Raw genomic sequence first — 15,686 nt, forward strand, 5'->3', positions numbered from 1 at the left:
AATTGGAAGCGGTATTTTTAATATAACTGACTAAACAATTAAAAGATTTGATTGAAAATTATGAAGAAACTAAAATGAAATCGATAACCGAAAGCGTTGATAATGTTCGCAAATCGGTTGAAGAAAGCGAGAAAAAACATAACGATATGATTAATAATTTGGAAACTTCTTTGGACGAATTTAAAAATAAAGTAAATAATATCGTTGATGACAATATTAAATACAACGAAGAAAATAAAAAAAACATTGTAGAAATGCTTCATAGCGAATTAATCAAAGCAACCGAATCTTTTGAAAATCTTTTAAATAGTAAAAGAGACGGCATGAATAAAATCAAAGACGAACTCGAAGATATTATGCATAGAGTCGAAACTGGAAAAGAATCTTTTGAAAAAACCATAAACGGCGTTTACGAAAAAGCTGACGAAAAAGAAAAAGAATTATTCACGGATATAGAAAATAAATATAACAGTTTGGGCAAAAAAATAGACAATTTATTTGACGAAAAGAAAAACAATTTGAGCGAAATTACAGCGAAATATCGTTTAATTATTGAAAATACATTTAACGATTTGAAAGAAGATTATAAAGAATTACGCGAGCGTTCGGATATATTGTCGGACGAGTATAAGGTTCGTATGGACACATTGTCGATGAAGCTGAATGAGATTTCGTCTAATGCGGATAATATACAATATAGTATAGACAATAAATTAAATTACATGGATGTATATATCAATGATATAAAAGAAAATATTGAAGGCAAGGCGAAAGATATAACCGAATATATAGACGAGAAGAGAGAATATATAGAGAGTAAGGCTAACGATATATTTAATAATGCGGAAGAAGGAATAAATAATAAAGTAGAAGAGCTTAAAGAATTAATAGAGTCTGCGGTAGAAAAATATAGAGAAGAGATAAGCGAATTAGAGAATTACAGGGTTGAAGAGAATCAAAATATGTTGGAGGAAATAGAAAACATAGGCGTTCAAATCAAAGAGGATTACGAAGGTTATCTTAATACTCTTAAGGAATTGTATGATAACGAGAAGAGTTCATTAAGCGATTACGCTATTCAATTGAAGGAGGAAATAGAGAAGAATAGAGAAGAGTCTGAAGCCAAACATTTGGAGAGCGAGACAAATTACATAGACGAATATCTAAATAAGACATCGTTGAGTATAGACGAGAAGGTTAATGGATTGAACGAGACATTAAACGCTTCGTTTGACAGTTTATACAAGGGCGTTAACGATTTGCTTGAGAAGACTAAAGAGATGTATAACGACAGAGCGGAAGAGTCTATAGAGGAGATGAAGAAGTATGCCAACGAGGTTGTGGATAGTAGAATATCCGAAGTTAGAGATTCTATGGCTTCCACAATAGAAGGCTTAAAGAATGAGTTTAACGAATTGCGCGAAGGTATAGATAATAGAATTAAAGAGCAGGCGGACAGTTTAATATCGAATAACGAGAATGTATTGTCGATAATCGAGGATTACGATAAGAGATTAAAATATGTCGATGATTTATCTAGTTTAATAAACGAAGTTAAGAGCGATATATCTAACGAGATAGAATATTTGAAGGAAACTTTATCCTACAGAGATAACGAGATAGACAGGACGATAGAATCGATAAGAGGTTCTTTGATAGACAGAGAGGAATATGTTAAGTTGTATGACAGCGAGAAGGAATTATTGGGCAATCAGATAGAGGATATTAAAGAGGAATTGGAATTAATGAAGTCTCAGACGATGCTAGCTAATGAGATAGAGTTGCCTACCCTATTCGATAGAGAGAAAGAGAAGATAGAGAATATGTTTGAGGAGTTTTCCAATAATTTATTAAGCAGAGTTTCTACTAACGAGGGCGATTTGACAGACATAAAGAGTAGATTAGAAGAGGATAAGACTAATTTAATATCGAGCATAGAGTCTTTACGAAGCGATATAAATAACATTCGAGAGGATAATAGGATAGAATTATTGAGCGAGAATAAGGCGCAGATTGAGGATTCTTTATCGTCATTGAGGGCGGATTTCGAGAGGGTAACGACATTAGAAACTACTTTATCGGAATTGAAAGGTAAGATAGTTGGAATGGATAACGAATTGCGAGGCGAGGTAGAGAGTTTATCGGAGCGTTTGAAAGTATTTAGCGAGAATATAGAGGATAGGATAGAGAATAATTCTGGGGAGTTGCTAAACGACTTGGAATTATTGAATAAAGATTTTGAATCTGTGAAGGATAATCTACTTGATTCGATGAATAAGACGGAGGCTATAGAGAATAAGATAGATTCGGTAATAAAAGATTTTGGAGTTGAGAATAAGGATTTCAGGGACAGATTGGAGAAGCGGATAGAATATTTTGAGGATGTGTGGTCTGACAGTCATAAAGTTAAGAGGATGTTTAGCGATGAGTTGCGAGAGGAGGCGGAGAATATACGAAGAGAGGCAGACACGAAGTTTGAGAATTACCTTTCGGAGTTGAAAGAGAGGATTGATATAAGTATAGGAGATTGGAAAGAAAATAATTTGAATGAATTATTGAGTCAATTGGAAGAGTCAAAAAATAGCATATCTAATTTTATAGAGAGTTCGGAAGGGAAGAAGAACGAGTTTCTATCGGAGATGTTAAAGAATATCGAGGGAAAAGAGAACGAGATATATTCTCGTATAGATAACAATATAACTAATAAGATAAACGAGATAGAAAATAGAATAAATAATATAGACGGCATAGTCAATAGCGAAATTGAAAATAATTTAGAAACTATTCATAATAAGATAAACGAAGCGATAGAAAAATATAACGAAGAGATAAAGAATATAGAGCATCATAGAAATAACGAACAAGAATTATTGGCGGACGATATAAAAGAATTGGCGAACAGCATACGGGAAGATTATGAAGAGTATTCTATAATGATGGATAAAGCTTATAAAAATGCAAGTTCCGAGTTGGAAAATAATCTTCAAAATATAAAAAATGAAATTGATATAATCAGAAACGAGTCGGAATCTAAAATCATATCCAATGAAAAAAATTATATAGAAGAATATTTAAAAGAGTATTCCAAAAAAATAGAAGGCAGATTGTCTGAGAAATTAGATAATTTGGAGAATAGCAAGAAAGAGTTGGACGATATGGTAAAAGAATCGTTCGATAATCTAAACAACGATTTGGAAAACGTTATAAACGAACTTGAAGAAAAATCCAACGATATGCTTCAAAGCGCAATGTCCAATTTGGAAGATAGAATTGGCGAAATCGTATCGGAAGATAAAATCAAAGAAATGTATAGCAAAGTGGACGAGAAAATATCTAATGTAGAAGAAAAATATATTGTTTTAGAAGAAAAAATTAATAATACTAAAAACAATAAAGCTCATATAAAGAAATTTGAAGAAAAAATAAATAAATTGTCCGAAAAATTAGACTCTAAAATATCCGATATTAACGAAAAATACGAATCTGTAAATCGATATTTCAACGATAAATTTGTCAATATAGAAAGTTCGATTTTGAATAACGAGCAAATAAATCAATTAAAAGAAAATTTTGCATCTTTTAAAGAAGAATTGCTAAATGCAAATAAAGACAATATAGCGGGTTTATTCGAAGAAGAGAAAATTAAATTGGAAAATTCTTTCGATTCTTTCAGCAAATATATGATTGAAAAAATAAATAATTCCAAATTCGATATTGAAGAATTTAAAAATTCCATTTTTGACGAAAAAACGTCAATATTGGAAAATATAGAAGGTTTAAGATTCGAATTAGAATCGATAAAAAATAACGATGCGATTAATAATTTGGAATCGGAAAGAATAAAATTGGAAGAAGTTTTCAATTCGTTAAAAGAAGATTTTGAAAAACTTTATAATTTGGAAAACGAGGTTTATAACTTAAAAAATAATTTTGACAATTCCAAAGAAACCAATATGGCGATAAATAACGAAATTGAAAAATTATTCGAAGAAGTTTCCAATATGCAAGAACAGTTGGGTAAAATAGAAAATAATATGTCCTCTTTGGAAGACGGAAGTTTTAACGATTTGTTAAACGAATTAAGGAACGCGAAAGAAAATATCGACTTGTTTATAGAAAGTTCGGAAGATAAGAAAAACGAAATAATTTCAAAAATTGAAGATTCAAACAGAAAATATATCGATTCTTATTTGGAAGAATATATTTTAGAGTTTAAAGAATACGCCGAAAAAATAGAAAATATAGAAAACCGAATTAACGATTTGGTAAATAATAAAGAAAGCGATATTTTAAACAGAATTTCCGCTTACGAAGACGAAATTGAAAATAAACAATCCGCTTCTTTTGAATCTATAAGAAAAGAATTATTTGATTTATACGATTCGTTTAAAAATAATTCGGACGCGGACAATTTAAATTATATATCGGATAAATTATATTATTTGGAAAATTCCGTTATTCAGTTGGAAGAAAATAATAAAATCGTTTCGGATAAAATAGACAACGATAAAATAGAACTTGCAAAATCTTTAAATAATTTGTTAAACGAATTCGAATCATGCAAATCGATTATAAACGAAAAAATTGAAAATAAAAATACAAATACCAGCGAAAATATAGCGATAAATTCGTCTAACGAATACGAAGATAAAATCTCCGAATTAAAATCGACTTTAAAACGAGAATTAGAAGATATAAACGACAATATAAAAAACAATAAGGAATTTAACGAGAGAATTGAAAATCGTATCGCATTCTTTGAGGATTCTTGGTCGGACAAAAACAAAATAAAAGAATTGTATGGCGATTTGTTAAACGATAAATTCGAATCGTTAAAAGAAAAATTGGAAACCAAATTAAATATTTCTTTAGAGGAATCTTTTGAAGAATATAAAGATAAAATAACCGAAATGGAAAAAGATTTGAATTCTTGGAAAGACAATAATCTTAATTCTCTTATAAACGATTTGGACTTGCTTAAAGAAAATATCAATTCTGCAAACAATAACGAAATTGCAAATATGTTCGATATGATAAACGAATTGAAAGAAAAAGTGGAAAATACAGAAAACAAAGAAAACGAATTAACATTCGCTTTTGAAAATAAAATGTCGGAAGTCGAAAACAGTATGACGGCATTCGAAGACAGATTAAAAGACATCGAATATAATCAAAGCTCTATAAACGAAGATTTGGAAAAATATATTAATAAATTTGACGCGGTATTGAACGAATACGAAGAGCGTATGAAATCCAAACTTGCAAATATTCAAGATTCCATTAAACAAGAAAACGATAAGGCTATAGATTATGCAATCGAAATAAAAAACGATGATTCAAAAGATATTGAAATCAGATTGTCCGATTTGGAATCTTATATAAAAAGACTCGATAATAACGCTTCGGAACTTTCAAGCGAACTAACGAAAGATAAAAACGATTTGATAGAAACGATACGGCAACTTAAAGAAGATATGTATTCCAAAATAGAGGAAGATTTGTCATCGCTTAAATCATTAAAAGACAATCTTCCTAATATGGAAGAGCTTACCGATTTATTCGTATCGGAAAAAGAAGAATGGAGAGAAGAATTTGAAAACTTTAAAAACGAACTTTTAGACAATCAAATAGAAAACAAAAATTTTGCCGAAATATTCGAAGAAGAAAAAGCGCGACTTATAGAAGAATTGGATAATTTCAAATCCGCAGTTAGAGTGGAATATATTTCAAGCGAAGATAAATTGGAAGCTATTAAAGAAGAATATTTAAATAACTTCAATAATTTATTGGACGCGGAAAAAGAAAAATTGCATTCTTCACTCGAAGAAATAAATAAAGTTATAAACGAAAAATTTGAAAACTTAAAAGAAAGTTCGATTACCATTGACGAAGTGAAAGAACTTATAAATCAATATAAAGAAAGCATCTCTTTGTCCGTAGAAGAGAGAAAAGAAGAAGCGTCAAATAATATTGAAGCTATTGACAAATCATATATTGAAAATCTAATCGAAAAAGAAAGATTGAGAATTGACGAAATATTGGAAGAATTTAAGAAAAATTTGGAAGAAAATTATTCGACCGTAGAATCGGTAGCCGAAGTGTTGTCTAAAGAAGAAATTTCTATCGACAATAAACTTGCCGAAATGAAAGAAAATATTCTTAAAGATATTCCGACTATCGAAGATATAAGTCAAATATTTATCGAAGAAAAAGATTCTCTCAAAGAAGAATTTGTTTCGCTTCGAGAAGAAATTTTAGGCTCAATGCCGACTTCCGAAGATTTTGAAAATATGTATAAAGAACAAGAAACGCAGCTTAAAAATAGTTTCAATATTTTGGAAGAAGATTTTTCCGAAAGCATAAAACGATATAAAGAAAATATAACGGCAGAAATTTCCGAATTCAAAAACGAATTCTCCGAAAGAATAATCAATATAAATAATTTGGCGGGAAATTTACAAATCGAAAGAGAAAGATTATCCGCCGAAATAGAAGAGTTAAAGTTGAAATACGAAAGCGGAGCGATTTATTCTAATGACGCTTTGAATTCTATTGAAAGCGATAGAGACAAACTCGTGAAAGAATTCTTGAATTTCAAAAAATCAATTTCCGATTTAATGAAAGAACAAGAAGAAGCTATTAGCATGTTGTCGCAAGAAAAACTAAAAATTGTAGACAATATCGAAGAATTAAACAATAAAATTTCTTTGGATATTCCAAGTCGCGAAGAAATTTCATCAATGATAGAAGAAGAAAAAAAATATATATTGGATATGTTTGAAACTTTACGAAACGAAGCTTTGAATGACGATTTTTCTTACGATACATTTAGAGACGATATTATAAAAGTATTCGAAGAATCCAACGAAGATTTTAGAAAGAGAGTCGAAGCGAGAATAGAACATTTTGAAAACGCATACTCCGAACCAGATAAAATCAAAGAATTCTATAGAGACGCCATCGATATGGAAGTAGATAATTTGAAAAGCGAAGCGTTAAATATATTTGGCAATATAGAAGAAAGAATCGAAGAAGCTAAAAATAAAGTAGACGCTATAGAAAACGAAAAAGTTCAGGGCATCATAAACAGAATAGACGAAGCTCAAAACAATATAGACGCTTTAGTGGAAACTATAAAAGTCAATCTAAAAGAGCAAGAAAATGAGATTAAAATTTTAGGACAATCTCAAAAACATATAACTCAAGATATAGAAAATGTCCGCAAAGAGAGAGAAGCTTTGATAGACATGGTTAAAAATAGCGATATAAATATAAAAAATAAACTCGACAGTTTAACCGAAGCGGTTGCGGAAGCGTCAATTAAAGCGTCAGAAAGAATATCTAAAAAAGAAAATATGTTTAACGAAAGAGTCAAAGAAATCGAGGATTATCTTAATTCTATAGAAAATCATATAAACGCCGATTATTTGAATAAATCTAAAGAAACCATAGACAATTTAATCGCCTCTTTCAACGAAGAGATTATAAAAGAAACGAACGATTTGACTCCTCATATAATGACGGCGGTTCAGAATTTTATAAATAAGGAAACGAGCAAATTCGATAAATTCTCCGATATTAAAAAATCTATCGAAGATATAGAGCGAACGATTAACGACAAATTAAACGAATCCTTTGAAGTAATAAACGGAAAACTTGACGACAACATGAAAGAATTGAGCAAAAAATTATCCGATTATGAAGAGGAAATTATAAGCGAATTCAAAATGTCGATAGGATTGGAAGAAGAAAAAGCGATAGACGAAATAAAAGAAAGATACGCCGAAGAGATGTCAAAATTAAAAGAAATGTATCTAACTTCCGAAAAATACTACGCCGATAGAGAAGAGAGAAATCATGAATCCTTCTCTGCCCTATTCGAAGATAGCTATAAAGAATATAAAGATAAAATCAACTCTTTATACGATGAAATTGAAAGTAGCAAATCCAATTTGACTGATTCGGTTAATAATATGACTAACGAATTAACGCAGGCGCTTAAAATAAAAGACGAATTCATGACTTCCGTTGAAAATAATCATGAAAGATTGAAAGATGTGGAAGAGAAAATGAAAAATTTGGAAAACGAATTTACTCCTTCCATAGAAAAATTAAAATCAATCATAGAAGAAAAAGCGTCAGAGTTGCAAAATAAAATCGGCAAATATTCGCAGGATATTGAAGAGCAAGGAAAAAAATTCAACGAAAGGCTCGAAGAACTTTCAAACAATGCCAAATTATCGGTTGAAGGAAAAATCGGAGAATTCGATTCTCTTATAAATAATATTTCCGAAAGAATCGAAGAATTGCTTAAAGATAAAAATTCTCAATTTGAAGAATTAAAATCAAACTGCGAAATATTATCAGAATCTTTATTGGAGTTAAAAGATTCGATATCGAACGCCGTTAATGAAAAAATAGCGGATGCCAATTCCATTATAGAAGAAAGCGTTGGAGCTATAGAAGAACAAACAAACGAAAAATACGACAAATATGTGGCAAGACTCAATTCAAATTTAGAGCAAACTTTAGCGTTGATTATGAACGAAGTTAAAGAAAATGTTCAAACAGCGAAAAGCGAGATAATAAAAGCTCAAACCGAAAATTTGGATATATACGACAACAGAATAGACGGAATGAAAAATATCGTTGACGCTTTGGAAAACGACATAACGAGATATTCGAGCGAAATAGAAGCGAGATTGGAAGAGATTGATTTAAACTACAAAGAAAAAACCAATATTATACTTAAAGATTTGGACGCAAGAACGGACACTTTAACCGACAAACTCAACTCCGTAGTAATGGCTATAGACAATATGCTCGATGAAAAATCGGACGATATTTCAAACGAATACGATATTGTGAAAATGAAAATCGAAGATATTGAAAAAGATATTAACCGATATATGAATACGGTAAAAATATTCGATAAAGCGGAAGAAAACGCAAAAGTTATAAAAGAAGATGTTGCAAAATTGGACGCTTTAGTAAACGACACCAAAATTGCCACCTCCGATATGAATAAAACGATGTCTGAATTCGAAGGGCTTAAACTAATGCATGAAGAAATATTGGAATACGCCAAAGGAATCGAAAAAGAAAGAGAAAGCCTAAAAGACACTCAAGAAAAAGTTAATATGTTAATGGAAATGACGGACGATATTCAAAATAAATTCGTAAATATAGCCGAAAACAATTCAATGATAGAAAATACGGAAGAGGGAATAAAAGCCGTTATTGACATAGCTTCGCAAATCGAAGACAAACTTTCGTTTATAAAAGACAAAGAAGAATATGCGGATAATATTTTAACTCAAATGAAAAAAGCCGAAATAGAAACGGAATCAGTTTTGGAAAAAGTCGACAGTATAAAAACCGCTATGGTTGACGCCGAAGAAACGAGAAAAAGTTTTATGAGTAAAGTCGCTTCTCTTGAAAAAGATTTTAATAAAATAAATAAAAGCGACAAAAGAGTTCAACTATTCTTAAACAAACTCGAAGAGCTTAACGTTATACTTGAAGAAATGCAAAATCAGAGAGAAAACTTGAACCGAATGAAAAAAGAAAACGACAGTATAGTTAAGAATCTCGAAAGAGCCGAATATTTTGTCAGATATTTACAAGATTTGCTCGACAACGCCGAAAAATATATGTCGGATGGAAAAACTGCAACCAAAAGAAGCAAATCGAATATAGTCGACAATAAGAAAGAAGAATTTATTATAAAAATGTATAAACAAGGATGGAAAACGGACGAGATAGTTAAAAATTCTTCATATTCGCGAGACGAAGTTGAAACGATTATAAAGAAATGGAAAGATAAACAATCGAGAGGATAGTATATAGCGGAATAATATTTTACATAGGTTTTTTGTTTTATACAAATATAAATTTTAAAATGATTTAAAGCTATGTTATTTTAAACTATTATTTTATTTTTTCGATTTTATAATATAATTATTTTAAAATAAATTAAATTTGGAAGTTTTTATGAATAATGAAAATAATTTATTAGAATTAAAAAAAGAATATTTATATATGCTTAAAGAAAATATTATTCCTTTTTGGCTAAAAAACGGAGTCGATAAAAAAAACGGCGGATATTGGACGGCGCTCGACAGAAAGGGAAATATTATAGACAGAGATAAATCGGTTTGGTTTCAGGGAAGATTCGCTTGGGTATTGTCTACTCTCTACGCGGATTTTGAGAAAAAAGAAGAATATTTGGAATCGGCTAAATTGGGAATAGACTTTTTAGAAAAACATTGTTTCGACAAAGACGGAGACGGAAGAATGTTTTTTAGAGTAACGGAAGACGGAAAACGCGTCATAAAAAGATTAAGATATTATTTTTCGGAGACTTTTTGTATAATCGCTATGGCTTCGTATTCGAGAGCGAGCGGAGATAAAAGTTATATAACAAAAGCAAGAGAGCTTCTTGAAAAACTCGACAAAATTCAAAAGTTGTTGATTCCAAAATTCGACATTAATCAAAGACCGACAATTTCTTTCGGACCTCCTATGATAATGCTTGCGACTGTTCAGGAATTGAGAAAAGCGGACGAAGAAAACAGAGAATATTATAACAAATATATAGACGGACTTTTATCTCAAGTAAAAATATTTTTATACGAAGAGAAAAAAGCCGTTTTGGAACAATGCTCACCCGATGGAACTTTACAAGACCATTTTGAAGGCAGACAGCTAAACCCAGGACATGCTATTGAATCCTCTTGGTTTATATTGAGAGAAGCTATTGAAAGAGACAACGATAAAAATTTAATAGAGCTTGGAATAAAAATTTTCGACTGGATGTGGGAATGGGGCTGGGATAAAGAATACGGCGGAATAATACAGTTTATGGATGTTTTAGGCAAACCGAAAAGCGATTATTGGCATGACATGAAATTCTGGTGGCCACAAACGGAAGCGGCGATTGCGACTCTTTACGCTTATTATTTCACTAAAGATAAAAAATATTTGGAAATGCATAATATGGTAAAAGAATATACTAACAAATTTATAGATAAAGAGCATGGAGAATGGTTCGGTTATTTGCATAGAGACGGAAGCCTTTCGACCGATTTAAAAGGCAATATGTATAAAGGACCTTTTCATATTCCAAGAATGTATATGAAATGCGTTGAAATGATAGATTTGATAAATAAAAATTAATTTTAAAATAATGCTTGATTAAACTATTTTAAAATAGAAAATCAAGCCTTTTATTTTTTAATCGCCAAAATTATTTGTTAAAAAATTTACTATTACTAATAGAAAATAAACTTTTCAAACTCTCTTTAGGCTTTATAAGGAACTTTCACTATACCCTTTTTAACATGAGTTTTTCCCGTTTTCGGAGGAAGCCCCACTCTATGAGCGTCATAAGGAAGAAGAATCAAAATATTTCCCTGCGACAAAGTCAAACGAACCGTCCCCTCGCCTTCCCAATTATGATAATCGGTTTTAATATCGTATTCTTTCGGTTTCAAATCGGAAGTGTTGGCAATAATATAATCTTCCGCTCCCTCGAAAATTATTTGAATATCGACAAACTGCAAATGAGATTCCCAAGGCGGATTGTCTTTATTGTCATACTCCGTTATATTGATATAAGCGCCTTCGCAAATTTCATTATCGAGTTTATGCTGCCCGTTGGGAAGTTTTTTTAATTCCTCGTAATGCTCTCTCACATAATTTTTTGCCTTCCATATTCTTTCATGGAATTCTTTATTAAATTCGCTTTTTATAGGTTTTAAAATCATAATTTTATCCTTAATATTTTTTATAGATTAATTATACTATATTAAACGATTATTTTAAACTTGATTTTGCATCTTCAATCATTTTATAGCAAATATCTATCTGTTTTTTATCGCTTTCTATAATATCGGCAAGAGGTTTTCTCACTCCGCCAATATCAATTCCCTGCTTTCTTAAAATCTCTTTCATTACCGCGTATAAATTTCCATGACAAGCGCACATGGCGTAAATTATTCTGTCGATTTTAAATTGAATATCTTGAGCCTTTTTGAAATCGCATTCTCTAACCGATTTATCCGCCGCCAAAAACAACTCTGGCATAACTCCGTAAGTTCCGCCAATTCCTCCATCCGCTCCCATTATGCGTCCTCCTACAAATTGCTCGTCTGGACCGTTGAATATCACGCTATCGTCTCCCGCGACATCCTTAAACATTTGAATATCTTGAACGGGCATCGAAGAATTTTTTACTCCTATAACATTCGGGTTTTCTCTCATTTTTTTATAAAGCGAAACTGTTAAAGAAACTCCCGCAAGTTGAGGAATATTATAAATTATAAAATCCGTATTCGGAGCCGCTTTACTCATATCGTTCCAATAATCCGCTATGGCGTAATCGGGCAAATGAAAATAAATAGGAGGAATCGCGGCTATCGCGTCAACTCCCAATTTTTCCGCATGCGCCGCCAATTCTTCGCCGTCCGCCGTGTTATTGCAAGCTATATGAGCGATTACCGTAATTTTACCTTTAGCCACTTCCATAACCGATTCGAGTATTAATTTTCTATCTTCTTTGCTTTGGTAAATACATTCGCCAGAAGAACCTCCGACATACAAGCCTTTAACTCCCTTATCGATTAAAAATGAAGTAAATTTTTTAGCCCTTTCTTTGCTTACCTCTCCTTTATCGTCATAACAAGCGTAAAATGCGGGTATGACGCCCCTATACTTTTCTAAATCTCTCATTGAAATTCTCCTTCGTCAGGCTATAAAGCTATGACAATTTTTTATTTTTTTATTTTTTTATTTTTATAATATTTGGACTGTCCCAAATAAAAAATTACAAATAATTATTTAGAACAGTCCTATATTTTTTATTCAACTTTATTAAAACTTTATCTTGCATTATTTTAAATTATTTTTTTATTATTCTTTTTAAAGTCATTTTGCAATTATCGTTCCAACAAACATTTTATCAGTTCTCACTCCCGCTTTAATCTCTCCGTTTATAGAATAGATTTTATTTCCAATCAATAATAAAGCGGCTCCCGCGTTAGGGTCGAAAGGAGATTCTCCGATGCTTCTCCAACTGTCCGAATCCGCGTTATAAATCAATATATCGCTATTGAATCTAAATTCGTAAGGGTCCATTCTAAAATAATGGTCTCTAAAGTTGGCAAGCTCTCTGCCTTGAAGACTTCCCAATTTTGCAACGGCATCATCGAATATTTCTTTATTAACGCCGCCCATAACGAGCATTTCTTTTTCGTTTAATTTTATCGAATTACCGCCCGCAACGGTTAAAGCTTTTCCGTTTAACTCTACATCGGAAACTTTTTCCCAAGTATCGTTATCAAAATCGTATTTATAACCGTCAGTATAAGCCACATCTCCGTGTCCGCTAAAAACATATAAATTTCCGTTTAATATTTGTCCGACTAATTGCTGTCTGAAAGATTCTTGAGGAATTGGGGATAGTTCTTTTATTTCTTTTGAGGTTAAATCGTATTCGTATAATCCGCTCGAGTTTCCGTTTCCTTTTGCTCCGCCCGCTATATATAATTTGCCGTTTCTTTCAACCGCGACTCCGTTTTGAAGAGTAAAAGGCAAGTCTCCTATTTTTTCGATATTCAATTTGCCGTTTTGCAAAGTGATAAATAATATATCGTCAGCGGCTTCTGAGTTAGGCGAACCTCCCAAATAATATACGCCGTCTTTTGTCGTAATCGAAGCGCCGTAGCCAATTTCGTTTTCCCAATTTATATGCTCTATAACTTCCAAACTTCCGTTTTTATCTTCGAGCAAATAAATGTCGGAATATGTTTTTCTCGCTCCGTTATTGAGAACGGAATCGTAAGGGAAATTTGCTCCTCCGCCGACTACTATATATTTTCCTTCCAATACGCCATGCAATAAGCCCGCAGTTCCAATATTTCTATCCATTCCCGTTTGAGCGGGCAAATGTCCTCCCATTTCCCAGAGAATTTTTTTATCGACTTTGCTGTCCAATACATTTGAATTGGAAGAATTATTTTCGCAACCGATTATGGATACAAAAACAAAGCTAATTATAATTATTGAATTTAATATATGTTTCATAATTTTTACTCCATTTATTTTTTATTCTTACTTTTTTATTTTTTCATTAAACTTGAATAAGTTAAATTTTCAATTTTTTCTTTTTTAGGTTTTCCGCATATCAAAGAAGCGATTAAAGAAACCACAACTCCAACCACTATTATTAGGAACGAAACCAATATCTCGAATACGGGAGGCTTGCTATACGCTGGAATCAACATAGAAACTATTTTTGCAGGGTCCGTCAAATAGAAAGCCAAAATCGTTGACGCCGCAAAACCTATCCACACGGCAACCGTATTAACCTTATCGAAGAATATTCCAACCAAAATTACCGAAGCTATCGGTCCGCCCAAAAGTCCCGTTATCGCTTGGAAATAAAGATACATATCGCCCTGTCCTCCGTTCAAAAATCTAACGGCAAGCAATGTGCTTATTAGTCCGACAATCCAACTTGAAGCTCTTGCAAAATTAAGTTTAAATTTGTCGCTTAAATCTGGTTTTAACTTTTCAAGTATATCTTTCGTCATACAAGTGGAAACCGAATTCAAACTTGAAGAGACTGTAGATTGAGCCGCCGCAAATATAGCCGCAATTACCAAACCAGAAATTCCGATTGGCAAATAATCCATAATGAAGTAAGGCAAAATAGCGTTTCCGTTTATTCCTTCGGGCAAAACCGCTTTTCCAGAATTGAAGAAAATATAACATGCCGAACCCATGCCGATAAATATAATCGAACTTGTGCATGCCAAAGGAACATTTAAGAATAAACTTTTTTGAGCCTCTTTTTCATTTTTAGTAGTATTATATCTTTGAACTATATCCTGCCCTCCTATATATTGATAAATCGAACCGAAGAAAGCGCCGATTATCATAGCCCAAATAGTTTGTTTAGCTCCCGTCAAATCTATGGCGAAGAAATCGGGAGTTATCATTTTATTGTCTCTCGCCAAAATTGAAAATCCCTCGCCCACTCCGACTGTGGCAAAACCGACTATTATAACGAGAAAAGCGCCCAATAGCAAAACGAGAGTTTGAATAGCGTCCGACCATAAAACCGCTTCCATTCCTCCAATCGAAGTATAGGCAACGCAGAATAATCCGACTAATAAAGTAACAACCATTGGATTTAAATTTGGAAGAGCCTGAACCATAGCTAAAGTCGGAAGATATAGAACGACAGCCATTCTGATAATATGGAAAATTATAAAAGATAAACTTCCAAGCAATCTTATGCTATAAGAAAATCTCGAACCCATCCATTCGTAAATAGTAGTCACTTTTAGCCTTCTGAAAAACGGAACGAATATAGCCGCAACGCAAATTATTATGAGAATTATTCCAAGCGGCGCCATTCCCAAAACCCAGCTATTATTGTAAATAGACGCTGGAACGGCAATAAAAGAAATCGAAGATAACGCCGTAGCGTAAATACTCATAGCCGTCACAATAGCGGGAACTCTCGCTCCAGCGTTAAAATAATCGTTTGTGGATTTAGTTCTTTTTGAAAACCAAAGTCCGATTAAAAACATAATTAGGAAATACAAAAGTATTACAACCCAGTCAAACCAATGCCAAGCCATAAATACCCTCCTTATAAATAATTTAATTTTTTTTAT

At 32.1% G+C, this 15,686-nt stretch carries 6 protein-coding genes; 2 read left to right on the forward strand and 4 right to left on the reverse strand.

What is annotated here, in order from left to right; all coding sequences use genetic code 11:
* Nucleotides 1-74: 74 nt before the first annotated feature.
* Entirely contained in the window at nucleotides 75-9,842 is a 9,768-nt protein-coding gene (locus EZH24_RS01055; protein WP_161976086.1) for a SpiroCoCo family coiled-coil protein, read from the forward strand.
* Between the two features lie 151 nt (nucleotides 9,843-9,993).
* Entirely contained in the window at nucleotides 9,994-11,178 is a 1,185-nt protein-coding gene (locus tag EZH24_RS01060; RefSeq protein WP_236847028.1) for an AGE family epimerase/isomerase, read from the forward strand.
* Nucleotides 11,179-11,303: 125 nt separating this feature from the next.
* Here EZH24_RS01060 and EZH24_RS01065 read toward each other — a convergent pair whose 3' ends face one another.
* The 4 genes from EZH24_RS01065 to EZH24_RS01080 all read right to left on the reverse strand — a co-directional run bounded on the left by EZH24_RS01065 (nucleotide 11,304) and on the right by EZH24_RS01080 (nucleotide 15,650).
* Entirely contained in the window at nucleotides 11,304-11,768 is a 465-nt protein-coding gene (locus tag EZH24_RS01065) for a NanQ anomerase/TabA/YiaL family protein (protein WP_137997285.1), read from the reverse strand.
* 49 nt (nucleotides 11,769-11,817) lie between these two features.
* Complete coding sequence (locus tag EZH24_RS01070; RefSeq protein ID WP_137997286.1) at nucleotides 11,818-12,732, reverse strand: dihydrodipicolinate synthase family protein; 915 nt, start codon at nucleotides 12,730-12,732, stop codon at nucleotides 11,818-11,820.
* A 195-nt stretch (nucleotides 12,733-12,927) separates the two neighbouring features.
* The gene (locus tag EZH24_RS01075; protein ID WP_137997287.1) at nucleotides 12,928-14,085 is read right to left on the reverse strand and encodes a cyclically-permuted mutarotase family protein; all 1,158 of its coding nucleotides are present in this window, start codon (nucleotides 14,083-14,085) and stop codon (nucleotides 12,928-12,930) included.
* A gap of 35 nt (nucleotides 14,086-14,120) precedes the next feature.
* Nucleotides 14,121-15,650 (reverse strand): sodium:solute symporter family protein, encoded by a 1,530-nt coding sequence (locus tag EZH24_RS01080; protein ID WP_137997288.1) that lies wholly within the window; start codon nucleotides 15,648-15,650, stop codon nucleotides 14,121-14,123.
* Nucleotides 15,651-15,686: the final 36 nt, after the last annotated feature.

Origin of the sequence: Brachyspira catarrhinii (assembly GCF_005518285.1) — a bacterium.
Classification (GTDB): domain Bacteria; phylum Spirochaetota; class Brachyspiria; order Brachyspirales; family Brachyspiraceae; genus Brachyspira; species Brachyspira catarrhinii.